The sequence below is a fragment of the Breoghania corrubedonensis genome (assembly GCF_003053845.1).
Lineage (GTDB): Bacteria > Pseudomonadota > Alphaproteobacteria > Rhizobiales > Stappiaceae > Breoghania > Breoghania corrubedonensis.
This window is the reverse complement of sequence record NZ_QAYG01000001.1, coordinates 961,039-986,561: the sequence shown is the minus strand read 5'-3', so window position 1 is coordinate 986,561 and position 25,523 is coordinate 961,039. Positions and strand designations below refer to the sequence as shown.

Here is a 25,523-nt window from a genome sequence, read left to right as displayed (position 1 = left end):
TCGGCCGCCAAACGGGTCCGTTTGATCGGAAAGCGCCCTAGTCGCTGACCACGCCTTCCGGGGCGGTCTCGATGCGGAAGGCGGCGGCCATCAGTGCCCTGGTATAGTCGGTCTTCGGCGCGTCGAAGATCTCCCGCGCCGTACCCGTCTCCACCACCTTGCCCTCGCGCATGACGATCACGTCGTTGGCGAGCGCGCGCACCACCCTCAGGTCGTGGCTGATGAACAGATAGGCGAGATCGTGCTTCTTCTGCAGGTCGCGCAGCAGGTCCACCACCTGCGCCTGCACCGACATGTCGAGCGCCGAGGTCGGCTCGTCCAGCATCACGAATTTCGGCTCCAGCACCATCGCGCGCGCCACCGAGATGCGCTGGCGCTGGCCGCCGGAGAATTCGTGCGGATAGCGGTGGCGCACGACCGGGTCGATGCCGACCTCGTCAAGCGCCTTGCACACGCGCTTGTCGCGCTCGCCTACGCTGATGCCGGGGAAATGGACTTCCAGCCCCTCACCGACGATATCGGCGACCGACATGCGCGGGCTCAACGAGCCGAACGGATCCTGAAAGACGATCTGCATGTCGCGCCTGAGTGGGCGCATCTCCTTCCAGGATTTTTGCTGGATGTCGTGGCCGAGGAACGCGATGCGTCCGGTGGACGAGATCATGCGCAGGAGCGCCAGTCCCAGCGTCGTCTTTCCCGAACCCGATTCCCCCACCACGCCCAGCGTCTGGCCCTCGCGCACGGCCACGTCGATGCCGTCCACCGCCTTGATGTAGCCGACGGTCTTGCGCAGGAAGCCGCGCTTGACCGGGAACCAGACCTTCAGATCGTCGGCGGACACGATGATCGGCTTGGAGAGATCGCGCTCCGGCGGTGTGCCCTTGGGTTCGGCCTCGATCAGGTGCTTCGTGTAGGCGTGCTGCGGCTGCGTGAAGATCTGCTCCACGGGCCCGTGTTCCACGATCTCGCCCTGTGTCATCACGCAGACGCGGTCGGCGATCTTGCGCACGATACCGAGATCATGGGTGATGAACAGCATCGCCATGCCCTGGCGTTCCTGAAGCTCCTTCAAGAGCTTGAGGATCTGCGCCTGCACGGTCACGTCGAGCGCGGTGGTCGGCTCGTCGGCGATCAGCAGGTCCGGCTCGTTGGCAAGCGCCATGGCGATCATCACGCGCTGGCGCTGGCCGCCGGAAAGCTGGTGCGGATAGCTCGAAAGCCGGCTTTCGGGATCGCGGATGCCGACCTGATCGAGCAGTTCGATGGTGCGCGCGCGCGCCTGCGCATCGCCCATGCCGCGATGTAGCTTCAGGATCTCGGTGATCTGCCGCTCCACCTGGTGCAGCGGATTGAGCGAGGTCATCGGCTCCTGGAAGATCATCGCGATCCGGTTGCCGCGAATGGAGCGCAGCGCCTTGTCGCTGGCCGCGATCAGGTCCTCGCCCTCGAACAGGACCCGGCCGGAAGGATGGGAGGCGGGCGGATAGCTCAGCAGCTTCAGCACCGACAGCGCGGTGACCGACTTGCCCGACCCGCTCTCGCCGACAAGCGCCAGGGTTTCGCCCTTGGCGATGTCGAAGGAGACGGAACGCACCGCGTGGGTCGCGCTGCCGCCCTGTTCGAAATCGACGGAAAGATCGCGAACGGAGAGGAGGGGGTCCTGATTCTCGCTCATGCCAGATCTCATTTGCCAGGCCTCACTTGAACGTCTTGCGCGGATCGAAGGCGTCGCGCACGGCCTCGCCGATGAAGATCAGCAGGCTCAGCATGAGGGAAATGGTGATGAAGCCGGAAATGCCCAGCCAGGGCGCCTGCAGGTTGTCCTTGCCCTGCCTGAGCAGTTCGCCCAGCGACGGTGAGCCCGGCGGCAGGCCGAAGCCCAGGAAGTCGAGCGAGGTCAGCGTCGAGATCGAGCCGTTCAGGATGAACGGCAGGAAGGTCAGTGTCGCCACCATGGCGTTGGGCAAAAGGTGGCGGAACATGATGGTGCGGTTGCCAACGCCCAGTGCGCGCGCCGCATTGACGTATTCGAAGTTGCGCCCGCGCAGGAATTCCGCGCGCACCAGCCCGACCAGCGCCACCCACGAGAAGGCGAGCAGAATGCCGCACAGGATCCAGAAATTCGGCACCAGCACCGAGGATATGATCAGGATCAGATAGAGCTGCGGCATCGAGGTCCAGATCTCGATGAAGCGCTGGAAGCCGAGATCGATCCAGCCGCCGTAGTAGCCCTGCACAGCCCCCGCCGCCACGCCGATGAACGAGGAGAGGATGGTCAGCACCAGCCCGAACAGCACCGACAGGCGGAATCCGTAGATCAGCCGGGCGAGCACGTCGCGGCCCTGGTCGTCGGTTCCCAGCCAGTTCCAGTTGCCAAGCGTGCAATTGCGGTCGTCCACGCCCTTGTCGTAGCGCTGGCAGCGTGTCTCCCTGTCGAATTGCCAGGAGGGCGCGGCCGGCGCCGGCGTCGGGATCGCCGTGTTCACAGTGGTGTGGGAATAGCGGATCGGCGGCCAGATCATCCAGCCGTTGGAATTGATCTCGTCCTGGATATAGGGATCGCGGTAATCAGTGACCGCAAGGAAGCCGCCGAATTTCTCCTCCGGATAGTCGACCAGCACCGGCGACAGCAGCTCGCCCTTGTAGGAGACGAGCAGCGGCTTGTCGTTGGCGATCACGTCGGCGAAGAGCGAGAGGACGAAGAGGACGAGGAAGATCCAGAACGCCCAGTAGCCGCGCCGGTTGGCCTTGAAGCTGGCGAGCCTGCGCCGGTTGAGCGGTGAAATGGCGAAGCGCTTCGGCGGCGCCTGCGTCTCGCCGGGAAGCGGTTCGGGAGCCTCGAACCCTTCGCGTTCCAGTTCCCTGTCGAGCCTCTGGTCCATCGCCATCGTTCAGACCTTCCTGCTCTCGAAATCGATCCGCGGGTCGATCCAGGTGTAGGTGAGGTCGGTGATCAGCGCGACCACGAGGCTCAGCAGCGAGAAGATGTAGAGCGTGGCGAAAACCACCGGATAGTCGCGGTTGAGCACCGATTCATAGGAAAGCAGTCCGATGCCGTCGAGCGAGAAGATGGTCTCGATCAGCAGCGAGCCGGCGAAGAACGACGAGATGAAGGCACCGGGAAAGCCGGCGATGACGATCAGCATGGCGTTTCGAAAGACGTGGCCGTAGAGCACCTTGCGCTCGGAAAGCCCTTTTGCGCGCGCGGTGACCACATACTGCTTGCGGATCTCGTCCAGGAACGAGTTCTTGGTGAGAAGCGTCGTGGTGGCGAAGGCCGACAGCGCCATGGCGATCAGCGGCAGCACCAGGTGCCAGAAATAGTCCAAGATGCGGGCGGGCCAGGACAGGCTCTCCCAGTTGTCGGAGGTGAGGCCGCGCAACGGGAACCAGTCCCAATAGGAGCCTCCGGCGAACAGCACGATCAGCAGAACGGCGAAGAGGAAGCCCGGGATCGCATAGCCGATGACGATGACGCCTGAGGTCCATACGTCGAAGCGCGAGCCGTCCTTCACCGCCTTGCGCACGCCGAGCGGAATGGAAATGCCGTAGGAGAGAAGCGTCATCCACAGGCCCAGCGAGATGGAGACCGGCAGCTTCTCCTTGATCAGGTCGATGACGGAGATGTCGCGGAAATAGCTCTCACCGAAATCGAAGCGGGCGTAGTTCCACAGCATATCGCCGAAACGGGTGAGCGGCGGCTTGTCGAAGCCGAACTGCTTTTCAAGCGACTTGATGAATTCAGGATCGAGCCCCTGCGCGCCGCGATACTTGGACCCGATGCCCTCGCCGCCGCCGGCCTGGGCCTGCTGGCCGGCAAAATCGCCGCCGCCGCCGGAAAAGCGCGAGGTGGCGGAGACGTCGGTGCCCTGCAGCTTGGCGATGATCTGCTCGATCGGTCCGCCGGGGGCGAACTGGATGATCGCGAAGTTGATCGCCATGATGCCGATGATGGTCGGGATCATCAGAAGCAGACGTCTGAGGATATAGGCGCCCATGGGCGAGGATCTCGTCTCGTGTCTTCGGCCGGAGGACCGGCGCGTGTCAGTGGGAAATGGATCGGGACCGTGTCCTCGGCAATTCAGTCAGGTTTGCCGATTCGCTTGGCCTTGTCTTCGTCGTACCACCACGTGGTCTCCACCGGGAAATCGTAGGCCGGCGGCGCCTCGGGCATTCCGAACTTGTCCCAGTAGGCGACCCAGTGGCTCCCCTTGTACCAGTTCGGCACCCAGTAGTGGCCGGCCCTCAGCACCCGGTCGAGCGCGCGCGCCGCGATGGTCATCTCCTCGCGGGTATCGGCGTGGATGACCTTCTCGATCAGCGCATCGATCGCGGGGCTTTTGATGCCGGCGAGATTGGCGCTGCCGGGCGTGTCCGCGGCCCGGCTGCCCCAGAACTGGCGGATCGCCTCGCCCGGCGTCGCCGACAGCGAATAGCGGCGCCCGGTCATGTCGAAATCGAAATCGTTGAGCCGCGACTGGTACTGCGAGGCATCGACGAGGCGGAACTGCGCCGCGACGCCGAGCCGGCCGAGCGCATTGACGTAAGGTTGCACGATGCGCTCGAAGCTCGGCGAATTGCCGAGGATCTCGAGCGTCAGCGGCTCACCGCCGGCGGAGACGAGCCGGTTGCCCTGCCGGACCCACCCGGCCTCGGCCAACAGCTCGCTTGCCCGCCGCAGCAGCGTGCGGTCGCGGCCCGAGCCGTCGGACTCAGGCGCGCTCCACACCTCGCCGAAGACCTCGTCCGGCACCTGCCCCCGGAAAAGCTCCAGGAGCTTCTGCTCGCCGGCTGAGGGCTTGCCCTCAGCCATCATCGGCGAATTCTGGAAGAACGAACTGGTGCGCTCGTAAAGCCCGTAAAAGAGGCTCTGGTTGGTCCACTTGAAATCGAAGGCGAGCCCGATCGCCTCGCGGGTGCGCGGATCGGCGAACTTCCGGCGCCGGGTGTTGAAGAACCAGCCCTGTGCGCCGGCCGGCGTCAGGTCGGGAAACGTCGTCTTGATCACCCGGCCCTGACGGATGGCGGGAAAGTCGTAGCCGGTGGCCCAGGTCTTTGCCGTGAATTCTTCGCGATAGGTCAGATTGCCCTTTTTGAAGGCTTCGAAGGCGATGTCGCGCTCGCGGTAGAACTCGATCCGGAGCCTGTCGAAATTGTACATGCCACGCGAGACGGGCAGGTCCTTCGCCCACCAGTCCCTGACCCGCTCGTATTCGATGGAGCGGCCCGGATCGACCTCGCCCACCTTGTAGGGGCCCGAGCCGAGCGGCGCCTCCAGCGTGGAGGCGGTGAAATCGCGCGTTTCGTAATAGGCCTTCGAAAGGATCGGCAGGCCGGCGACGGTGAGCGGCAGCTGGCGCGTCTGCTTGCCGGAAAACGTCACCTCCACCGTGGCCGGGTCGAGCGCGCGGGCGTCCGTCATCTCGCGGACGGTCTGGGTGATGGCCGGATGGCCCTTTTCCTTCAGCAGCACGAGCGAATAGGCGACATCTTCGGCGGTCAGCGGCGAGCCGTCGTGGAAGCGCGCTTCGGGGCGCAGATGGAACGTGTAGATGTTGCCGTCGCCGGAGATGGAGACGCTTTCCGCCACCAGCCCGTACATCGCGTCGGGCTCGTCCACGGCGCGCACCATCAGCGTGTCGAAGCAGAATTCCATGCGCGGCGGGGCGTTGCCCCTGAGCACGAAGGTGTTCAGCGTGTCGAAGGTGAGCGGGTTCTGGTTGAAGGCCCAGTTCGGCGGGGTGAAGGACATCGATCCCGCTTTCGGAGCCTCGGGGTTCACGTAGCCGAAATTCTGAAAATCCGGCCCGTATTTCAGATCGCCGAAGACAGACAGGCCATGGATGGCGTCCTTTGCGGCCGTCTCCCCGGCGTGCGCCGGCAGGACGCGGACAAGCGGCACGAGCGCGGCGCCCGCGCCCATTGCCAGAACCGTGCGGCGGCTCGGATCGCGGCTCATGGCTGCGGGCCCACCCTGGCGGCCTTGTCCTTGTCCCACCACCAGATCTGCGGAAAGCCGTAGGTGTATTGCGGCATGGTCTCGGGGTGGCCGAAACGGTCCCAGCGCGCCGTACGGTCAACGTCGGAATAGAATTGCGGGATGACGAAGTGCTTCCACAAGAGCACCCGGTCCAGCGCATGGGTGGCGGCGACGAGTTCGGCCCGGTCCCCGGCGTAGATCACCTTGTCGATGAGCGTGTCGACGGCCTTGTCCTTGATGCCGGCGATATTGCGCGACTGCGACTGGTCGGCAGCCTGGGAACCCCAGTAATCTCGCTGCTCGTTGCCCGGCGACAGCGATTCCACCCACGCGTAGGTCAGGATTTCAAAGTCGCGGTTGCGCAGCCGGTTGATATATTGCGGCATGTCGACGAGGCGCGGCGTCGTGGCGATGCCGATGCTGTTCAGGTTGCTCAGATAGGGCAGCAGGCCTTTTTCCTGGCCTTTGTCGTAGTAGAGGAACTCGATGGAGAGCTGCTTGCCGGAGGCGTCGACCAGCTTGCGGCCGTCCAGCCGGTAGCCGGCTTCGGTCAGGAGCTTCAGCGCATGACGCAGGTTGGCCCGCACCTTCTGCGGATTGCCGCCGACCGGGTTTTCGTAGGGCGTGGTGAAGACCTCCGGCGGCACCTCGTCGCGCACGCTTTCCAGGATTTTCAGCTCCTCGCCATCAGGCAGGCCGGAGGAGGCGAGTTCGGTGCCGGCGAAGAAGGAATCGACGCGTTTGAGAAGTCCGGCGGAGATAATCTCGTTGGTCGTTTCGAAATCGTAGGCGTAGTTGAGCGCCTCGCGCACGCGCGGGTCGGCGAATTTCTCCAGCCTGAGGTTCGGCACAAAGGCCTGCATCACCCCCGAGGCCTTGTCGGGAAATTCCTGCAGGATGACGCGCCCGTCATGGACGGCGGGAAAATCGTAGCGCTTGGCCCACACGCTGGCGGCGCGCTCGTCACGGAAATCGTACTGGTCGCCCTTGAACGCCTCCAGCGAGACTGCCGAATCCATATAGCTGTCGTAGCGGATCTCGTCGAAATTGTTGGTGCCCTTGCGCACCGGCAGGTCGGCCGCCCAGTAGTCCTTTACCCGCTCGTAGGTGATCGACCGGTTGGCCTCGAATGACTTGATGCGATAGGGGCCGGAGCCCAGCGGCGGTTCCAGCGTGCCCTTGGAGATGTCGCGCTTGTTGCCCTTGGCGTCGGTTCCCTCCCACCAGTGCCTGGGAAACACCGGCACCTGGCCCATGATTTGGGGCAATTCGCGATTGTTCTTCACGTCGAAGGTAAAGCGCACGATGTTGTCGGCAACCTTCTCCGCCTTCGCCACGTTGCGATAGTAGAAGCGCTGGGAAGGGTTGACCTCGACCAGCTTGTTGAAGCTCCAGACGACATCGTCGGCTGTAATTGGCTGGCCGTCATGCCAGCGCGCCTTCCGGTTGATCCGGAATTCAACCCAGGAATCGTCGTCCGGATGCCGTGTCGCTTCGGCGATCAACCCATAGGTCGCCGAGATGTTCATCTCGTCGAGCGCGTCGTCCATCAGCCGGTCGAACGTGAGCCCCAGTCCGGGTGCCGGATTGCCTCTGGAGAGGATCGGGTTGAACGTGTCGAACCCGCCGGATGTGGCCAGCCGCACGGTTCCGCCTTTGGGCGCATCGGGATTGACGTAGTCGAAGTGGTCGACGTGGGGACCATATTTGGGCGTGCCGGTGAGGGCCGTGGCATGCGTCCATTGTGGCCCGCCGTCGCTCGAAGTGCCATCGGCGGCAAACGCTGACGCGGTGGCCAACAGGGGGAGGAGGAAGGCGGCAAGGAGAGTGCGGGTAAAAAATCCAGACATCGATCCTCGGCAGCTTGAAGGTGAATCGCCGGCTCAGTGTTATCAGACTACTAGGCCATGATTGGGCAAGCTTCGCAAATTACGAAGATTTCATATGTTGGGATCGTGTCGGCGGCGGGGGCGTACCCGCGTCCCGCGCGATGGATTTCTCATCCCGCATCCCGAACGCAGTCCTTCTCCACAACGCTCCCGCGAAAAAGGCCGAACCCGTACGGGTCCGGCCTTTTCACAAAGGTCAACGATCGTGTGCTGTGCCTACTGATTGGCCGGAGCGGCGTCTTCCGCCGGCGCCTCGCTCACGCCTCCCGAATCGGCTGGTGCCGCGGCTTCCGGCTCCGGCAACGGCAACGGGTTCTCGTCCAGCGTATGCAGATAAACGATCAGGTTGGCGCGGTCATCGGGCTTGGAAAGCCCCGCGAACGCCATCGCCGTGCCGGGAATGTGATCCTTCGGCTTGGTGACGAACTCGTCAATCTGCTCGAAGGTCCATTCCGCGTGCTCCTGCGCGAAGGCCTGCATGGCGGCGGAATACTTGAACCCTTCGTGGCTGGCAGGCTTGCGGCCGACCACGCCCCACAGGTTCGGGCCGACCTTGTTCGCTCCGCCCTGGTCAAACGAATGGCAGGCCTGGCATTTTTTGGAGACCTTCTCGCCCGCTCCCGCGTCCGCTTCCGCCAGCCGCTGTGCCAGCGACTTCGGAGCTTCCGCTTCGGCAGATTGCGAAGCTTCCCCTGCGCCATCTGCCGAAGCCACTTCGATCGGATAGCCTGGCGTCTCCGGCGCATGGCTGTCGAAGATGATGTCGGAGGAGACCCCCAGCGCCATAATGACGAGAAGGGAGAGCAGCACCGCCCCGGCGATCTTGTTCAGCTCGAAGCTATCCATGTCGGCCATTTCTCCGCTTGACTTGCTGGCAGGAGACGACCGGCAGCAACCCTCCCCGTCCCTGTCAGCACTTTTTCCCAAAGTCGCCGGAAACTACAAATTTTTTGACGTCGCTGTCCATAGGTATAAAACAACCAGTTCCTGCGTCATTGGTACAAGAGCGGGAGCGCCCGGCAACGACCTCCCTGCCGCAGCGATCCGCTTCATCAGACGCCCGCACGCCGGAGCAGCGCGTCCGCCCCAGGGAACCGGGGCCCGATCCGAGCACGAGCTTCGGGTCCGGCTTGGGATCCGGGCCGTGGCGCCGCCGTTCCAAGACCATGAACCCGATCGATGCCGCTGAGCCCGGCTCCGCAAGACCTGACAGGCCCGCGTCGATCCAGGAGCATTTTTCTTGATGTCCGCTTCCACTGGTTCTTCCCGCCGCCGCCCACGCGTTCTCGTGGTGATTCCGGCGCGCATGGCCTCCTCCCGCCTGCCTGACAAGCCCCTCGCTGATATCGCTGGAAAGCCGATGATCGTGCAGGTCCTCGACCGCGCCCGCGAAGCGGATCTCGGCCCCGTCGTCGTAGCCGCCGACGACGCCCGCATCTGCGCCGTCGTGGAAGCCGCCGGCGGACGTGCCGTCATGACCAGCAAGGATCACGCGTCGGGCTCCGACCGCGTGCGCGAGGCGGTCAACAAGGCCGATCCCGATTGCGACATCATTCTCAATCTGCAGGGCGACGTGCCGCTGATCGATCCGGCTTCGCTCGCCGCCGCACTCGATCCTCTCACCGATGACGCCGTGGATATCGGCACGATCATGACCGAGATCCACGACGAGAGCGGGCGCATCGATCCGAGTTTCGTCAAGGCGGTCACGACGCCGCTGTCCGGCGGTCGTCACCGCGCACTCTATTTCACCCGCGCCACCGCCCCGACAGGCGAAGGGCCGCTCTTCCAGCACATCGGCGTCTATGCGTGGCGCCGCGCGGCGCTTGAACGTTTTGTCGCCATGCCGCCATCTCCGCTTGAAATGCGCGAGAAGCTGGAACAGCTTCGCGCGCTGGAGGCGGGCATGCGCATCGACGTGAGTCTGGTTCCCGCGACGCCGATGGACGTCAACACGCCCCAGGATCTGGAGCGCGTGCGTGCCGCCTTCGCCCGAATGGAAACGGCATCCGAAAAGGCCTGAAAGAAAAGGCCTTATACAAGAACGACAAGACAAGAAGACCTCGAGGATCAAGCCAGAAATGTCGAGCATGAAGAAGATCGTGTTCCAGGGCGAGCCGGGTGCGAATTCGCACATGGCCTGCCGAGACGTCTATCCCGACTACGAATCGGTGCCTTGCGCGACCTTCGAGGACTGCTTCCACGCGCTGGAATCGGGCGAGGCCGAACTCGGCATGATCCCGGTGGAGAATTCGGTCGCCGGCCGGGTGGCCGACATCCACCATCTCCTGCCGCGTTCGTCCATGCACATCATCGGCGAGTATTTCATGCCGATCCGCTTCCAGCTGATGGCGCCTCCGGGCGCCACCATCGAGGGGCTGAAGAGCGTGCAGAGCCACATCATGGCGCTTGGTCAGTGCCGCAAGATGATTCGCCGGCTCGGCCTGACCGCCGTGGTCGGCGCCGATACCGCCGGCTCCGCCCGTCAGATCGCGGAACGCAACGACCTCACCGCGGCGGCCATCGCGCCGGATCTCGCGGCCGAGGCCTACGGGCTGGAAATCCTCGCACGCGACGTGGAGGATGCGGCCCACAACACCACCCGTTTCCTGATCCTTGCGCGTGACGACATGCGAGCCGCCGACAACGGCCAACCCGTCATCACCACCATCATCTTCCGCGTGCGCAACGTGCCGGCCGCTCTTTACAAGGCGCTCGGCGGATTCGCGACGAACAACGTCAACATGACGAAGCTGGAGAGCTACCAGCTTGAAGGCCAGTTCTTCGCCTCCATGTTCTACGCGGATATCGAGGGCCACCCGGACGAGCGCAACGTGGCCCTGGCGCTTGAGGAGCTGAAGTTCTTCTGTGCCGAATTCAAGATGCTGGGCGTCTATCGCGCCAGCCCCTTCCGCGAGAAGATCCGCGAGCCGGAGGCAAACCGCGCGCTCAGGCCGACACCCGGTGTGTAGCACGCGGCGCGCGCGGCACCGGCACCGACAGGAACCTTCAACGCGGCTTCATCCTTCCGACCATCAACCAACGGACATCTGAATGACCGATCTGACCTACGACGTTCTCGGCATCGGCAATGCCATCGCCGACGTCTTCGCCCATGTCGAATCCGACTTTCTCGTCTCCGAGAAGCTGGTGAAAGGCTCCATGCGCCTTGTCGACACCGCCGAGGCGGAACGTCTTTACGGCAAGATGGGCTCGGCCACCCGGATGTCGGGCGGCAGCGCCGGCAACACCATCGCCGGCATCGCCTCGCTGGGCGGCAAGGCCGCCTATATCGGCAAGATCGCCGACGACGAGCTGGGCGAGGCCTATGCGCACGACATGCGCGGCATCGGCGCCCATTTCTCCACCGCGCCGCTCAAGGGCGGCAATCCGACCGCCCGTTCCATGATCCTGATCACGCCCGACGGCGAGCGCACCATGAACACGTATCTGGGCGCCTGCACCGAACTCGGCCCCGACGACATCGACGCCGATCTCGTTTCCCGCTCGGCCATCACCTACATGGAAGGCTACCTGTGGGATCCGCCGGCCGCCAAGGAAGCGTTCCGCCGGGCGATGGATCTTGCCCACGCCGCCGATCGCAAGACAGCGCTGACGCTCTCCGACAGTTTCTGTGTCGATCGCTTCCGGGGCGAGTTCCGGGAACTGGTGCGCAACGGGGCCGTCGATATCGTCTTCGCCAACGAGCACGAGTTGAAGGCGCTCTACGAGACCTCCGACATCAATGCCGCGATCGACGCGGTTCGCGAGGACGCGCAGCTCGCGACCGTCACGCTTTCCGAAAAGGGCTCGCTGACGGTCACGCGCGAGGAAACCTATCAGGTGCGGGCAAATCCGGTCGATGAGGTGGTGGACCTGACGGGCGCCGGCGATCTCTATGCCGCAGGTTTCCTCTTCGGTCTCGCACGTGGCTACGAGTTGCCGCGCTGCGCGGAACTGGGCTGCATGGCGGCGGCCGAGGTCATCGGCCATGTCGGAGCACGCCCCGGGACGTCGCTGAAGAACCTCGCGGCACAGAACGGCTTCGATATCTGAAGCGTCAAGACCTGACCATGTACCCGCCATCCCTCTCTTCGCAGGAGAGGGGTGGCGTGTTCCTCCTGCGCCGTTGCGAGGCCCTTGCCGGCCTGGCGTATGTGCCAGATGCGGGTCTGGCGAGTTCAGCCATGCGTATGCCACAATGGCAGCGACGGCGTGGCTGCTTTACTTTGCGAATTCAAGCGGCCTCAGAGCCGTGGACGCACGAAGACTCCATACCTCCAGCGACAACGGACCCCCACCCCCATGACGGGCGAACCCCCGAGATCCGCCCCCACGGGCGAGACCCAGAGATCCGCGCGCGTGGGCGTCGATGTCGACAAGGCCCAGGATTTCACGGCGGAACAGTTGAAGGCGCGGTTGGCGGGCATTCTGCTGATCGTCGCCGCGGTGGCCCTGTTTTCCTGCCTCGACACGACGGCCAAATATCTTGGCCAGCATGTGCCGCCGCTGGAGGTGGTTTGGTTTCGCTTCGCTACTCATCTGGTGCTGGCGATCTTCGTCTTCCGGCTGTGGAAGCGGCGTCACATCGTCCGGACGCGCCGTCCGTTTCTCCAGATCGTGCGGTCCTTCGGCCTGTTGGGGTCGACCTTTTTCAATTTTCAGGCGCTGCAACATCTGCAACTGTCCGAAACCGTCTCGATCATGTTCGCCGGCCCGCTGCTGGTCACCGCGCTGGCGGGCCCCGTTCTGGGCGAATGGGCCGGCCGGCGGCGCTGGAGCGCGATCCTGATCGGCTTTTGCGGCGTGCTGGTCGTGACCCGTCCGGGGCTCGGCGGACTGCACTGGGCGGTCGGCTTCTCGCTCGCCGCGATGGTCTCCTATGCGATCTATGCGCTGACGACCCGGTTGCTGACCGAAACGGAATCGATCGACGGGATGCTGATCATCTCCGCTGCCGTCGCCATGCTCGTCATGACCCCCTCCATGGTGATGGTGTGGGAAACGCCGGCGACCCCCGGTCTGTGGGCGCTGCTGGCGACCACGGGCCTTTACGGCGGGCTCGGCCACTGGTTGCTCACCAAGGCGCACGCCCTCGTGCCCGCCCCCGTGCTGGCGCCCTTCTTCTACAGCCAGATCGTCTGGATGGTCGGGCTCGGCTATATCGTCTTTGCCGATATTCCCGGGGCCACGACGGTTCTCGGCGCCTCGATCATCGTTGGCTCCGGCCTCTACCTTCTCTACCGCGAGCGCAAGCTCAACCGTCCCGTCGCGCCCATCCCGGAAGTCTAGGGAAGGGTATCAATTGATCTCACATATTGACGACAGGCACCGCGTGATCGCCATCCGTGCCCTGTTATGAGGAACCGCCGCAGGTAAGGTCAGCGGCATATTGTCTCGTGCGACAGGGCGGTTCCCGTCACCGCATTGAAGAAAGACGGCTTTTCCGTGCCCCAGCGTCAAAGCCCCGACAATTGTCATTGAAATGCGGGGCCGGGAAGGCTTGAATCCCAATTCCGCAATGACATTCCGAGCCGAGATGGACGATCACCGAACGCGCCCCAAAGTCCGGCCTGCCATTGCGGAAGGCGCAAGCCGCCGCAAACGGCTGACGCTCAGCCATCTGGCCGAGCAGTTGGGCGTGTCCACCGCCACGATCTCTCTTGCCCTGCGCAACTCTCCGCTGGTGGCGCAGGCAACGCGCGAGCGGGTGAAGCGGGAGGCAGAGGCCGCCGGCTATATCTACAACCGCTCCGCCGCAGCCTTGAGAACCGCGCGTTCCAACGTGGTCGGCGTCGCTGTCCATGACATTCTCAATCCCTATTTCGCCGAGATCTTCGGTGCCCTGGAAGACACGCTCGGTGAAAACGACCAGATCGTCTTCATCTGCAATCACCGCGACGACGTGGAACGCCAGCGCACCTTCGTTCAGGCGCTGTTGCAGCACCGGGCCGACGGACTTGTGCTGTGTCCCTCGGTTGGTACGGATCCGGCGGAAATCAATCGGCTCGTCGATGCCGGCCTGCCGGTCACGCTGATCTGTCGCGATGTGGAAGGCGCCCGCGCGCCGGTGGTGCGCGGCGACGATATCGCCGGCACGCTGGAGGCCGTGCGCTATCTGATCGCCGCCGGTCACCGTGACATCGCGTTTCTGGGCGGCCGGCGAGGATCCTCGACCGGCCGCGATCGGCACGAAGGCTGGGTCAGGGCGCTCCGCGAGGTGGGGATCGACCCCGGCGCCCAGCTCTATGAACCGGAAATGATGACGCGTGCTCAGGGCTTCGAGGCAGTGGGGCTCGTGCTCGACCGCAAGCCCCGACCCACGGCGGTGATGTGTTTCAACGACATGGTGGCGCGCGGCCTCATCGAGGCGCTGCGCCGGCACGGCAGCGAGGCCGGACGCGATATCGCGGTTATCGGGTATGACGACACGCTTGATGCCGCCACCGCGACCCCGTCGCTCAGCACGGTGAACAACGGCGCGGGCGAGATTGGCGCGCGTGCCGCCGAGATGATCCTTGCCCAGGTTGCCGGCGAACCGATCGAGGCTGATCGTGTGGTCATCACGCCACGGCTCGTGGAGCGCGAAAGCACGGGCACTTGCGAGGATTGAAGACGCGTGTGGCGCGCTTTCCGCCCTCTCTTCGATGGCAGGAGGGCGGAGGTGAGGGGAAGTTGGACCGCCTTGGATGTGGGCGATCCCGTGCCCCCTCACGCAGCGCTGGGCGTCGGTCCGTCCCGCCGAAAGAGGCGGGTCGGACAGGTCTTCTACCTGACGAGCCGCATGTGCGGTTCGCCGTTGGAGGTTCTGGCCGCCGTTACCCCATTGCTGTCCAGCGTCGCGTTCACCCGTTTTCTGAACGACGAGAAGCTGTCGAAGGTGACGACGTCAACGGGTTCGTCGAAATCGACCTCGACCCGGTAGCGGGTGGCTGCGCCATCCGTCCGCCCAAGCATGTGGACCGAGACGATAGAACCGGAAAACGGCTGGCCGAGATAGGTGCCGCGTACGCTCTCGCCGACCTGGACCGGACTTCCCGTGCGTTCGGGAGAAAGCACGGCTTCTGGCGGCGGCCCGTTGCCGATGGCGGCATGGAACGTGTTCCAGTCCCGGTAGCCATGCTGGTGGGCGATGAGTTCCAGCGCCCGGCCGTGGGAAAGGTCGGTGCCGGAAGCGGCAAGATCGCCGCGCAGGCGTTTCGCCTGGCGCTTGGCGTCGTCAAGGGTTGGGAGGGTGGTTTTGTTCATCGCAAGCCTCTTCTCATCCGAATGTGCGGCTGAAGGGACGGGGCTCGCATTGCCGTCGCACCGCGTTCTCGGACAGGACCGGCGGCGGAACGAAATTCGGGAAGGGCTTCACCATGATCCTGACGGATCCCGCGAGCGGCAGGGGCCTTCCACCCGGTCGCGGAGATAGGCATCCCGACGGCAATTGTCAATCGCTGTCCCTCGGCCGGCGCATGCGGCTTGCCCCATGCGCTCGATTCGTCTTTATCTGGCCCCCCGAACGCCACGCACAGGAGACCCCCATGAAGCTTTACGGCATCGCCAACTGCGACACGGTGAAGAAGGCTCGACGCTTTCTGGCGGAGGCGAACGTCGACTACGAATTCCACGACTACAAGAAGAAGGGCGTCGACGAAGCGGCCCTTCGTGCTCAGGTGGCGGAATTCGGCTGGGAAAAGATCCTCAACACCCGCGGCACGACCTGGCGCAAGCAGCCCGATGAGGTGAAGGAGGCGACGGCCAACGAAGAGGCGGCGATAGCACTGATGCTCGCCGAACCTTCCATCATCAAGCGCCCGATCCTGGAAGCCGACGGTCGCCGTCTGCTCGGATTCGATCTCACGGCCTGGGAAATCGCGCTGGCCGCCGGGGACCTGAAATAGACGCGCCTTCCCATCGCGTGAGGGTGCTTTCGCACACACCGTGAGTGCCGCGCGCTTGCCCTCCTATCCCTTTCCGGCAAGCGTCTCCACAAGCGTTGCATCAACGCCCCAGCCGGAAAGCACGTCCTCCGTTTCCCGTTCTCCCGCCGCCTTGATCGCTCCCGGTGTACGGTCGAAGCGTGGGGCAGCGGCGGGCTGGACCACACCGTCCACCTCGGCAAACGTCCCCCGCGCCGCGTTGTGCGGATGATGACGCACCTCTTCCATAGCCAGAACCGGTGCCACACAGGCGTCCGTTCCGTCGAAGGCCGCGACCCAGTCGTCGCGGTCGCGCGTGAGGAAGATCTCCCGCAGGCGATCCCGCCGTTCGCTCCAGCGTGTGGTGTCGTACTGGTCGGGGCCGAAATCCTCCACGCCCATGATCTTCGCGAAGGTTGCATGGAACTGCGGCTCGATGGGGCCGACCGCGAGGAAACGTCCGTCCCGGCAGCGATAGGTCGTGTAGAAATGCGCGGCGCCATCCAGCATGTTGGTCTCGCGCACGTCCTGCCATTGACCCATCGCCTTCAGCCCGTAGACGAACGCCATCAGCAGGGATGAGCCATCCGTCATGGCGGCATCGACCACCTGCCCCCGGCCCGACTGCGCGCGTTCAAACAGCGCCGACAGAAGTCCCACCAGCGCCAGCATACCGCCGCCGCCATAGTCACCCACAAGATTGAGCGGAGGGATCGGGTGATCCGCCGGCCCAATGGCATGCAGCGCTCCGGAAAGCGCGATATAGGTGAGGTCGTGGCCAGCGCGGGGGCTGAGCGGTCCATCCTGACCCCAGCCCGTCACCCGCGTGACGATGAGACCCGGATTATCAACCATCAGATCGGCGGGGGCGAGGCCAAGACGTTCCAGCACGCCGGGGCGGAAGCCTTCCAGCAGCACGTCGGCCTTCGCGATGAGCTGGCGAGCGAGCGCCACGTCGTCGGCGTTCTTCAAATCGAGCCCAAGACGGGCTGAGCGTCCCCGGCAAGTGATGTCGCGAGGGTCCGTCGTCGTTGCGCCGGGCCTGTCGATGCGCACGATTTCGGCGCCCAGATCCGACAGCACCATCGCCGCGAACGGGACCGGGCCGATGGCGGCAAATTCCACCACTTTCAGCCCGGCAAGCGGTCCCGCCGATGCCGCGCCGCTCACGTGCAATTCCCCGAGATCGTCGTCATTACACCCTCCCTAGCGCCGGTCTTTGCCTGCGTTTTTCATTGTTCCTGTCGTTTTCAATCTCCGCGATCGATCAGGATCGCCCTGAAATCGTTCACATTGGTGCCGGTCGGGCCCGGCGAAAAGAGATCGTTTATCGTCGCAAACCCTGTCCAGGCATCGTTGTTGGCAAGAAGCGCGGCGCCATCGATCCCGGCGGCGGCAAGACGTGCCGCCGTCTCGCCATCCGCGAAAGCGCCGGCATTGTCTTCGCTTCCGTCGATGCCGTCCGTATCGGCGGCGAGCGCCGTGATGGCGCGCGATCCCGCGATGCGCGTGGCGAGCGACAGCAGGAATTCGGTGTTGCGCCCTCCCTTGCCCGTACCGCGCAGCGTCACCGTCGTCTCGCCGCCAGACAACAACACGACGGGTGCTGCAAATGGTCGGTCGTAGCGCTCGACTTCCAGCGCGAGAGCGGCATGAAAGATCCCTGCCTCGCGCGCCTCGCCCTCGATCGCATCCGACAGGATTGCGGCCGCGATACCCTCCTTGCGCGCCGCTGCCGCTGCCGCTTCCAGCGAGACGCGGGCGGAGGCGACAATGTGGGCTTCGTTGCGGGCAAAGCGCGGATCATCGGCCGCCGGCGCGCCCCCGGTCGTCTCCAGATGCCGCAGGATCGGTTCCGGCAGGTCGATGGCGTAGCGCCTGGCTGCCGCGATGGCGTCGGCCGGTATCGCCATGTCCGCCACCGTCGGCCCCGAGGCGACGAAGGCGGCCACGTCGCCGGGAATGTCGGAAACGATCAGGCTCACCACCTTCGCGGGATAGGCCGCAGCGGCCAGTCTACCGCCCTTGATGCGCGAGAACTGCTTGCGGATGGTGTTCATCGCCGAGATCGGTGCGCCGGAGGAAAGCAGGACCTCGTTGAGCGCGATCTCGTCGGCCAGCGTGAACCCCTCGGGCGGGGCCGGCAGCAGCGCCGATCCGCCGCCGCAGATGAGCGCGATGACGAGATCGTCCGCGCTCAGGCCCGTAACCCGCTCCAGCAATCTGGCCGATCCGGCAAGCCCCGCGTCGTCGGGCACCGGATGGGCGGCTTCCAGCACCTCGATGCGCTCACACGCCGCAGCGTAGCCGTAGCGCGTGACGACGGTGCCTTCCAGCGGGGCTGCCAGGGTGCGGGGCCACAGGCGTTCCAGTGCGCGGGCCATCTGCGCCGCGCCCTTGCCGGCACCAACGACGATGGTGCGGCCCTTGGGAGGCTCCGGCAGGTGGCCGGCGATGCAGGTTTGCGGATCGGCGGCTTTGACGGCCGTGTGAAACAGCCCCTCCAGAAATGTCCGTGCCTCGGCTGCCGACTTCACTCCACCCACTCCTCCGACGTTTCGCGAGACAGCATTGTCGAGTTCGCTCGCCGTGCCAAGGGGACGAATGGGGAAGGGCGCGGCGCTCTGCAGGGCGTCATTGAGGCAGCGCCCGCATCCGTCGCGACGGGCTCACTCCTTTGCCGCCGTTCCCGACAGAGCCTTTCCGACGTCATCCCGGGCGCGCCGCAACGTGGAACGTTGCCGCGCAGACCCGGGACCTCGAGCGGCAAACACCGAGCGACGATCCCGGATCTGCGAGGCGTCACTACGTGCCGCATCGCGTCCGGGATGACGCTTGAGAGGCCGGTTGATGAGGTGAACATTTTTCAAGCAGCTGCGGTCGCCGCCGGAATGACAGGTGCGGGAAACGCCCTCCCCCCTCACAGGCTGCTCTGCACCTTGTAATGCGTGTGCTCGTGCGAGTGGCCGTGCTCGTGGACATGCTTGGTGGTGCCCTCCGCCACCGGTATAAGCCCGAGCGAGCCGTGCATCACGCCGCGTTCCAGGAAAAGGGCTTCCGCGTAGGCCGTGACGTCGGACATGCGCCCGCGCATCACGGCCACGTCGATGGACGTGGTGTGATCGAGCGGGACGGACAGCGCGGCGATCGTCTGGTCGTGCCGGTCGAGTCGACCTTGCGGGATGCGGGCAGCGAGCTGGCGGACCGACTGGTCGACGGCGCAACTGACGACGCCGTAGCACCGCTCGTCGCCGGGTTCCGTGCGCACCGTCGCCAGCCCGCGCCGCACCAGATCGCGAATCGCCTCCGACCGCCCCGAGGCCCCGCTTGCCGTCATGTGGGCGTCGAGTTCGGCGGCGAGGTCGTCGTCGATTGTGATGGTTATACGTTGCATGGCGTCTCCACCGGCCGCCTTGCGGCCTGATATCGCTGCGTTAACTTATTGAAAGATGCGGCAAAATGCCGGTCTGGGGTTGCGTGGTCAGATCGAGTATGATTTTTCTCAGTAAATTTCATACTTTCAGGAGTCCTCATGCGCCGTTCTCTGATGTCCCTCGCCACACTTTCCTGCATCATCGGCTTTGCGGTTCCTGCGTCGGCCCACTTCCAGGAGATCATCCCATCTGCTGACGTCCTTGAGGACGGTGGCACGGTGACGCTCGACATGCTCTTCACCCACCCCTTCGAAGGCGGCCCGGTGATGGACATGAAGAAGCCGGAGCGGCTCGGCGTTCTCTTCGACGGCAAGAGTGTCGATCTCCTGCCGCGCATAGCCGAAAAGCCGGTGGATGGCAAAGCGGCATGGTCGGTTTCCTATGATCTCAAGGAGCCGGGCGCCGCGATCTTCTATGTCGAACCGCAGCCCTACTGGGAGCCGGCGGAAGGCAAGTACATCGTGCACTATTCCAAGGTGGTGGTCGACAGCTACGCCTCGGGCGAAGGCTGGGACGAACTCGTCGGCCTGCCCGCGGAGATCCAGCCACTGACCCGCCCGACCGGAGTGTGGACAGGCAACGTCTTCTCCGGCGTCGTGCTGAAGGACGGCAAGCCCGCCCCCTTCGCCGAGATCGAGGTGGAGTTCATCAATGACGGAACCGTCAAGGCGCCCAATGACGCCTTCATCACGCAGGTGATCAAGGCGGACGCCAACGGCACCTTCACCTATGCCATGCCGCGCGCGGGCTGGTGGGGCTTTGCCGCGCTTCTGGACGGCGACAAGCCGATGACCTCGCCGGAAGGCAAGGAAGTGCCGGTGGAGGAAGGGGCCCTGATCTGGGTCAAGGCGACCGACATGGGCGCGAAGTAGACGTAAAACGAAAGCGACAGGTCATGGCTCATATTCCCGACGGCATATTGTCCGCGCCCGTTCTCATCGGGGGCGCCATCATCGCGGCGGGCGGCGTGGGCCTTGGCCTGAAGCGTCTCGACGACCGCGCGATCCCGCGCGCCGGCATTCTCGCAGCCGCCTTCTTCGCCGGTTCGCTGATCGCGGTGCCTGTCGGACCCTCCAGCGTGCACCTGCTGCTGTCGGGGCTGATGGGCATCCTTCTCGGCTTCGGCACCTTTCCCGCCATGGCCGTGGCGCTGCTTCTTCAGGCGTTGCTGTTCGGCTTCGGCGGGCTGACGACGCTTGGCGTCAACATCGTCAACATCGCGCTGCCGGGTGTCGTGCTCGGCCTTGTTTTGGGCCCGACCATTCGTTCCACCGCGTCCGCCGGCCTGCGCCTCGGACTCGCGGCGACCGTCGGCGCGCTGTCGGTGCTTGGCACAGGCGGGCTGGTCGCCCTGTCGCTGGCGCTGTCCTCACCGGACTATGCGCCGGTCGCCAGCGTGCTGCTGGCAACTTATGTCCCGTTGGCGATCGGCGAGGCGTTCATCACCGCCGTGGCGGTCTCGTTCCTCGCCCGCGTTTCCCCCGATGCCCTGAGGCCTGTCCTGACATGATCCGTGCAATTCTTCTCGCACTGGCGCTTGCGGTTGGCCTCGCCAGTCCGGCCGCGGCTCACAAACTGAAGGTGTTCGCCGCGGTGGAAGGCGACGCCATTGCCGGTTACGCCTTCTTCATCGGCGGCGGCCGCGCCATGGGTACATCCTGGACCGCCAAGGATGCGGACGGGAAGGTGCTCGCCACCGGCAAGACGGACGACGAGGGCCGCTTCAAGCTGGTGCCGGGCGAGCCCGTGTCATCGGACATCACCGTCACGGTGAATACCCATGAGGGCCACATCGCCTCCGCCACCATCGTCGCCGACCGTTTCGGATCGCTGGCGAAAGGCGTGGAACCGGCTGCCCCAGCCGCAGCAACAGCCGCAGTGGCGCAAGTGCAATCTCCGGGCGCGGCAACACAGGCCACGACACCTCCGGCCGCTGTCGCGGGACTTTCCGACAGCCAGGTTGCGGTATTGGTAGAGGCCGCCGTCCAGCGGCAGGTGGAGCCGCTTCTGGAACGCATCGAGGAGATGGACGATCGTCTGCGCTTCACCGATATCCTGTCGGGTATCTTCCTCATCATCGGACTTGTCGGGATAGGGCTATGGGTGCGCGCGCGGCGCAACTGACAATGATCGGGCTGATCGTCCCTCAAGACCTGCGGCTTCGCCTTGTCGCCGCGTTCCTCGGCGTCGCCGCCCTTTCGCAGCTCCACGATCTTCACGTCGCCGCCATCGCGCTTGCCGCCGTGGTGCTGATGACGCTCGCCGCCGGCATCGAGCGCCGCCTGCTGCGCCGGCTCATTCATGTGGAAGGCTTCGTGCTGCTACTGCTGGCGACCCTGCCTTTCGCCGTCGAGGGCCATACGCTCTTCACGCTGGGGCCGCTTGCCGCGAGCGCGGAAGGGTTCGCGCGCGCCGGTCTTGTCGCCTGCAAGGTTTCGGCCGCCGCCTTCATCCTGATGCTGTTTCTGGGAGCGGTGGAAGCCAGCCGTCTCGGCGCCGCGCTGCAGTCTCTCAGGGTTCCCGAAACCATCGTCCGGCTGCTGGTGATGACGGTGCGCTACCTGACGCTCATCCGCGCCGAGGCTCACCGCCTGCGCGAATCCATGCGGGCTCGCGCCTTCCATCCGCGCTCCAACCGCCACACCTGGCGCAGCTACGGCTATCTGATCGGCATGTTGCTGGTGCGGGCGCTGGAGCGCGCGCAGCGGGTGGAGGAGGCGATGCGCTGCCGGGGCTACTCGGGCCGCTTTCCCTATGCCGCGATACCGGCACCGGCGGTGCGCGACTGGCTCTCCTTCGCCGTGCTGACTGGTCTCTTCGCCGCCGCGCTGCTATGGGACCGTCTATGACAGACCCCATCGTGCTGGACGACGTCACGGTCGCGCGTGATGCAAAGCCTGTGCTTCAAGGCATATCGATGCAGCTTGCCGCCGGCGAACGGCTGGCGATCGTCGGCCCCAACGGTGCCGGCAAGACCACGTTGCTGCGCACGATCATCGGTCTGGAGCGTGCCGACGCCGGCACCATCCGGCTGTTCGGCGAGGATTGCGAAGCTGAGAAGCAGTTCCGCGCCTACCGTCCGCGTATCGGCTTCCTGTTCCAGGACAGCGACGATCAGCTGTTTTGCCCGACGGTGATCGAGGACGTCGCCTTCGGCCCGCTCAATACCGGGCATACGGCGGCGCAGGCTGAGGAAATCGCGCAAGGCGCGCTCGACCGCCTCGGCATCGCTCACCTTGCGCAGCGCATCAGCCACAAGCTATCGGGCGGAGAAAAGCGGCTCGTCTGCCTTGCGGGTCTTTTCGCGATGAAGCCGGATGTGCTGCTGCTGGACGAGCCGACCAACGGCATCGACACAGCCAACGGCCAGCGGCTGCGCGATGCGCTTGCGGGCTATACGGGTGCGATGATGCTGGTCTCCCACGACAGCGCCTTCGTCGCGGAACTGGCGAACCGGGCACTGATTCTGGAGGCGGGACAGTTGAAGCCCGCGTCGATCCACAGCCATGCGCACACGCACGTTCATCCGCACGTTCACCCCGAAGACGAGTGAACGACGGGCTCCCTAGAGTCGTGCGGCAACGCTCTTCGTGCGACAGTAGCCGAGAAGGCCTTCGAGACCTTTCTCACGGCCGAAGCCGGAGAACTTCGTCCCACCGAAGGGCGCCTCGATGCCACCTGCGAAATACTCGTTGATGAAGACCTGGCCTGCCTCGAGCCGACGCGCCAGACGATGCGCCGTGCCGAAGCCGGACGTGTAGATGCCGGCGACGAGGCCGTAACGCGTCCCGTTGGCGAGTGCCAGCGCGTGGTCGGCATCCTCTGCGATCTGGACGGTGAGCACGGGGCCGAAGATTTCCTCCTGCACAAGCTCGTCATCCGCCGGCCGATCGCCGACGATGGTTGGCTCGAAGAACCAGCCCTTGCCGGTTTCAGGATCGACCGTCGGTGTGCCGCCAGTCAGGATTTCAGCGCCGCGTGTCCGTGCCCGGTCGAGGAAGCCCGTCACCTTGGCAAGATGCCCGGCGGAATTGATCGCGCCCATGTCGGGATCGTCGAGACCGTGGCCGATCGTCAGCCTGGCGGCCCGCGCGACGAGTTCTGCGACGAAGCCGTCCGCGATGGAGCGCTCGATCACCAGCCGGGAGCCTGCCGAGCAGATCTGCCCGGCATTCTCGAAGATCGCGCCCATGACGCCGGAAAGTGCTGCCTCGCGGTCGCAGTCGGAAAGCACGATCACCGGTGACTTGCCGCCCAGTTCCAGCACCAGCCGGGTGACGTGGTCGGCGGCCGAGCGCATCACCGACTGGCCGGTCGCCACCGATCCGGTGAAGGTCACCTGGTTGATGTCGGCGTGCGCGACGAGCGGGGCGCCGGCTTGCGCGCCCGTGCCGGTCACCACGTTGCAGGCGCCATCGGGCAGCCCGGCCTGGCTCAGGATCTCGGCCAGCATCAGCGCGGTGAACGGGGTCGTTTCGGCCGGCTTCGCCACAACCGTGCAGCCGGCGGCAAGTGCTGGCGCGAGGCCGCGCGCGGCGGTGGAGAGCGGATAGTTCCACGGAATGATGTGGGCCGTCACGCCGACCGGCTCGGCCAGCGTGTAGCCGAGATAATCGGCGCCGAGCGGCAGGCTGCGTCCCTCGATCTTGTCGCAGGCACCCGCGTAATATTCGAAGCACCGCGCCGCACCGCCGACATCGCCGCGCGCCTCGGAAAGCGTCTTGCCGCTGTCGAGGCTTTCGGCGACGGCGAGACGGTCCGCCTGCTCGCGGATGAGCTGTGCTGCGCGTGCCAGGATGCGGCCGCGCCCGGCCGGAGCCGTGTCGCGCCACACGGTCTCGAAGGCTTTTTTAGCGCTTTCGACGGCGGCATCGACGTCGTCCGCCCCGCCGCTTGCGAAACTGGCAAAAGCGGACGCGCGGCCGGGATCGAAACTCTCCATTCTCGCGCCCGATACCGCCGGCCGGAATGCGCCGTCGAGAAAGAGCCCGTCCGGCAGGCCGTCGAGTGTTCCCGTGCGCCGCGCGCGCGCGACGATGTCGCTGGCGTTCGCCATGGTTCAGGCCTCCCGTTCGCTGATCTGATAGGTCGCGCGGTCAAGCCAGTCGGGATGAACCTCCGCTCCCCAGCCCGGCGCGTCGCTCACCTCCACTTCGCCGTTCGTGACGCCATAGGGCGATGCGACGAACAGGTCCTCCTGCCACGGGTAGTAGTCCGGCCCTTCAATGGAAAATTCCAGGTACTTGCCGGCATTCGGAATGGCACGCAGCAAGTGCATGGTGAAGAGCGTGACGAGCGAGAGATTGGCGCTGTGCGGTGTGCACGGCAAGCCGGCTTGCGCTGCCCAGCCTGCGACTTCCAGCGTGCGTTCCAGTCCGCCCAGATAGCAGACATCGGGCTGGATGATATCGACCACCCGCCCGTCGATCATCCGCTGCCAGTCAACGAGCGAACAGTCCTGCTCGCCGCCGGTGACGTCGATATCGAGCGCGTCGGTGACCCGCTTCGTCTGCTCGTAGTGCCAGTAGGGGCAGGGCTCCTCGTAGTGCGAGACGCCGTGGTCTTCCAGCATCCGCCCGACCTCGATGGCGCGTGCCGGCGAATAGCAGGAATTGGCATCGACCAGCAGCGCCACGTCGTCGCCAAGCGCGTTGCGGATCGCCGGTACGATCGCCTCGGTACGGCCGGGCCATTCGTCCGTGTCGCGGCCGCATTCCGCACCGATGCGGAACTTGAAGGCGTCGAAGCCATGCGCATCGCGCAGCCTCTGGAACCGCTCCGCCTCCTCGGCGGGCGTGATGTCCCGCTTCATCGAGGACGCGTAGGTGCGCAGCCGCCCCGGCGTTCCGCCAATCAGCGCGCAAACGGGCTTTCCCTCCAGTTTGCCGCGCAGGTCCCACAGCGCGGTGTCGAGGCCGCCGATGGCGCGCGCGATGTAGGAACCGGGGAACTTGTGTTCGCGCTCGGGAATGATATCGACGAGGCCGGCGATATCGAGCGCGTCGGCGCCCAGCGCATGGGGCGCCACCTGACGGTGCAGCACCTGCGCGGTGATATCGGCGTTGTAGGGCGCGATCTGGCCCCAGCCGGTTGCGCCGCTGTCGGTGGAGACCCGAACGAAACAGACGAACGGGTCGGTGAACGTCTCGATACTGGCAATCCGCATGATGTCCTCGGCAGCGTGCGCCCGGTGGCCGGCAAGGACACCCTAGTGTCGATTGGTATCGACATAAGGTCCATTTTCAGGATTCATGTAGGCCAATTTCTGTGAAAACCCCATGCCGCCCCTGCGTTCGTTGGCAAAGGCTGGTTT

At 65.1% G+C, this 25,523-nt stretch carries 23 protein-coding genes; 11 read left to right on the top strand and 12 right to left on the bottom strand.

Annotation, left to right across the window (positions count from 1 at the left end):
• Positions 1–37: 37 nt before the first annotated feature.
• The 6 genes from C8N35_RS04300 to C8N35_RS04275 all read right to left on the bottom strand — a co-directional run bounded on the left by C8N35_RS04300 (position 38) and on the right by C8N35_RS04275 (position 8,715).
• Complete coding sequence (locus tag C8N35_RS04300) at positions 38–1,675, bottom strand: ABC transporter ATP-binding protein (protein WP_107988339.1); 1,638 nt, start codon at positions 1,673–1,675, stop codon at positions 38–40.
• Positions 1,676–1,697: 22 nt separating this feature from the next.
• Complete coding sequence (locus C8N35_RS04295; protein WP_107989076.1) at positions 1,698–2,882, bottom strand: ABC transporter permease; 1,185 nt, start codon at positions 2,880–2,882, stop codon at positions 1,698–1,700.
• Between the two features lie 9 nt (positions 2,883–2,891).
• Positions 2,892–3,998, bottom strand: coding sequence for a microcin C ABC transporter permease YejB (locus tag C8N35_RS04290; protein WP_107988338.1), 1,107 nt, complete (start codon positions 3,996–3,998; stop codon positions 2,892–2,894).
• 83 nt (positions 3,999–4,081) lie between these two features.
• Complete coding sequence (locus C8N35_RS04285; RefSeq protein ID WP_107988337.1) at positions 4,082–5,959, bottom strand: extracellular solute-binding protein; 1,878 nt, start codon at positions 5,957–5,959, stop codon at positions 4,082–4,084.
• Positions 5,956–7,830: an extracellular solute-binding protein gene (locus tag C8N35_RS04280; RefSeq protein ID WP_107988336.1), complete on the bottom strand. Its 1,875-nt coding sequence runs from the start codon at positions 7,828–7,830 to the stop codon at positions 5,956–5,958. The genes C8N35_RS04285 and C8N35_RS04280 overlap by 4 nt, the downstream gene beginning before the upstream one ends.
• A gap of 255 nt (positions 7,831–8,085) precedes the next feature.
• Positions 8,086–8,715, bottom strand: a complete 630-nt coding sequence (locus tag C8N35_RS04275; protein ID WP_107989075.1) for a c-type cytochrome — start codon at positions 8,713–8,715, stop codon at positions 8,086–8,088.
• Positions 8,716–9,112: 397 nt separating this feature from the next.
• On the opposite strand from C8N35_RS04275, the gene C8N35_RS04270 reads away from it, so the two are divergent.
• From C8N35_RS04270 to C8N35_RS04250, 5 genes are all read left to right on the top strand, one after another.
• Positions 9,113–9,892 (top strand): 3-deoxy-manno-octulosonate cytidylyltransferase, encoded by a 780-nt coding sequence (locus tag C8N35_RS04270; protein WP_107988335.1) that lies wholly within the window; start codon positions 9,113–9,115, stop codon positions 9,890–9,892.
• Between the two features lie 58 nt (positions 9,893–9,950).
• The gene (locus tag C8N35_RS04265; RefSeq protein ID WP_107988334.1) at positions 9,951–10,841 is read left to right on the top strand and encodes a prephenate dehydratase; all 891 of its coding nucleotides are present in this window, start codon (positions 9,951–9,953) and stop codon (positions 10,839–10,841) included.
• A gap of 82 nt (positions 10,842–10,923) precedes the next feature.
• On the top strand, positions 10,924–11,925 hold the full coding sequence (locus C8N35_RS04260) for an adenosine kinase (RefSeq protein WP_107988333.1): 1,002 nt from the start codon (positions 10,924–10,926) through the stop codon (positions 11,923–11,925).
• Positions 11,926–12,174: 249 nt separating this feature from the next.
• The gene (locus C8N35_RS04255; RefSeq protein WP_107988332.1) at positions 12,175–13,161 is read left to right on the top strand and encodes a DMT family transporter; all 987 of its coding nucleotides are present in this window, start codon (positions 12,175–12,177) and stop codon (positions 13,159–13,161) included.
• Between the two features lie 247 nt (positions 13,162–13,408).
• On the top strand, positions 13,409–14,482 hold the full coding sequence (locus tag C8N35_RS04250; RefSeq protein WP_107989074.1) for a LacI family DNA-binding transcriptional regulator: 1,074 nt from the start codon (positions 13,409–13,411) through the stop codon (positions 14,480–14,482).
• A gap of 155 nt (positions 14,483–14,637) precedes the next feature.
• Here C8N35_RS04250 and C8N35_RS04245 read toward each other — a convergent pair whose 3' ends face one another.
• Positions 14,638–15,117, bottom strand: coding sequence for a glyoxalase superfamily protein (locus C8N35_RS04245; RefSeq protein ID WP_107988331.1), 480 nt, complete (start codon positions 15,115–15,117; stop codon positions 14,638–14,640).
• A 281-nt stretch (positions 15,118–15,398) separates the two neighbouring features.
• Between C8N35_RS04245 and C8N35_RS04240 the strand changes: the two genes are divergently transcribed.
• Positions 15,399–15,758 (top strand): ArsC family reductase, encoded by a 360-nt coding sequence (locus tag C8N35_RS04240; RefSeq protein WP_107988330.1) that lies wholly within the window; start codon positions 15,399–15,401, stop codon positions 15,756–15,758.
• Between the two features lie 63 nt (positions 15,759–15,821).
• Here the strand turns inward: C8N35_RS04240 and C8N35_RS04235 are convergent, their stop codons facing one another.
• From C8N35_RS04235 to nikR, 3 genes are all read right to left on the bottom strand, one after another.
• Positions 15,822–16,946: a CaiB/BaiF CoA transferase family protein gene (locus C8N35_RS04235; protein WP_107988329.1), complete on the bottom strand. Its 1,125-nt coding sequence runs from the start codon at positions 16,944–16,946 to the stop codon at positions 15,822–15,824.
• Between the two features lie 80 nt (positions 16,947–17,026).
• Positions 17,027–18,313, bottom strand: a complete 1,287-nt coding sequence (locus C8N35_RS04230; protein WP_107988328.1) for a glycerate kinase type-2 family protein — start codon at positions 18,311–18,313, stop codon at positions 17,027–17,029.
• Positions 18,314–18,696: 383 nt separating this feature from the next.
• Positions 18,697–19,170, bottom strand: coding sequence for a nickel-responsive transcriptional regulator NikR (gene nikR, locus C8N35_RS04225; protein ID WP_107988327.1), 474 nt, complete (start codon positions 19,168–19,170; stop codon positions 18,697–18,699).
• Positions 19,171–19,308: 138 nt separating this feature from the next.
• Between nikR and C8N35_RS04220 the strand changes: the two genes are divergently transcribed.
• From C8N35_RS04220 to C8N35_RS04200, 5 genes are read left to right on the top strand one after another with little or no spacing between them, the layout of a single operon-like run.
• On the top strand, positions 19,309–20,082 hold the full coding sequence (locus C8N35_RS04220) for a DUF4198 domain-containing protein (RefSeq protein WP_107988326.1): 774 nt from the start codon (positions 19,309–19,311) through the stop codon (positions 20,080–20,082).
• 23 nt (positions 20,083–20,105) lie between these two features.
• Positions 20,106–20,720: a cobalt transporter CbiM gene (gene cbiM / locus C8N35_RS04215; protein ID WP_107988325.1), complete on the top strand. Its 615-nt coding sequence runs from the start codon at positions 20,106–20,108 to the stop codon at positions 20,718–20,720.
• Positions 20,717–21,334 (top strand): cobalamin biosynthesis protein CbiL, encoded by a 618-nt coding sequence (locus C8N35_RS04210; protein WP_107988324.1) that lies wholly within the window; start codon positions 20,717–20,719, stop codon positions 21,332–21,334. The genes cbiM and C8N35_RS04210 overlap by 4 nt, the downstream gene beginning before the upstream one ends.
• Positions 21,310–22,059: a cobalt ECF transporter T component CbiQ gene (gene cbiQ, locus C8N35_RS04205; RefSeq protein ID WP_107988323.1), complete on the top strand. Its 750-nt coding sequence runs from the start codon at positions 21,310–21,312 to the stop codon at positions 22,057–22,059. The genes C8N35_RS04210 and cbiQ overlap by 25 nt, the downstream gene beginning before the upstream one ends.
• Positions 22,056–22,763: an energy-coupling factor ABC transporter ATP-binding protein gene (locus C8N35_RS04200; RefSeq protein WP_107988322.1), complete on the top strand. Its 708-nt coding sequence runs from the start codon at positions 22,056–22,058 to the stop codon at positions 22,761–22,763. Before cbiQ ends, C8N35_RS04200 begins: the two co-directional genes overlap by 4 nt.
• A gap of 12 nt (positions 22,764–22,775) precedes the next feature.
• Here C8N35_RS04200 and C8N35_RS04195 read toward each other — a convergent pair whose 3' ends face one another.
• Both C8N35_RS04195 and C8N35_RS04190 read right to left on the bottom strand, forming a co-directional pair.
• Complete coding sequence (locus C8N35_RS04195; protein ID WP_107988321.1) at positions 22,776–24,266, bottom strand: aldehyde dehydrogenase family protein; 1,491 nt, start codon at positions 24,264–24,266, stop codon at positions 22,776–22,778.
• A 3-nt stretch (positions 24,267–24,269) separates the two neighbouring features.
• A complete protein-coding gene (locus C8N35_RS04190) occupies positions 24,270–25,376 on the bottom strand; it encodes a mandelate racemase/muconate lactonizing enzyme family protein (protein WP_107988320.1) in 1,107 nt (368 codons plus the stop codon).
• Between the last annotated feature and the right edge of the window lie 147 nt (positions 25,377–25,523).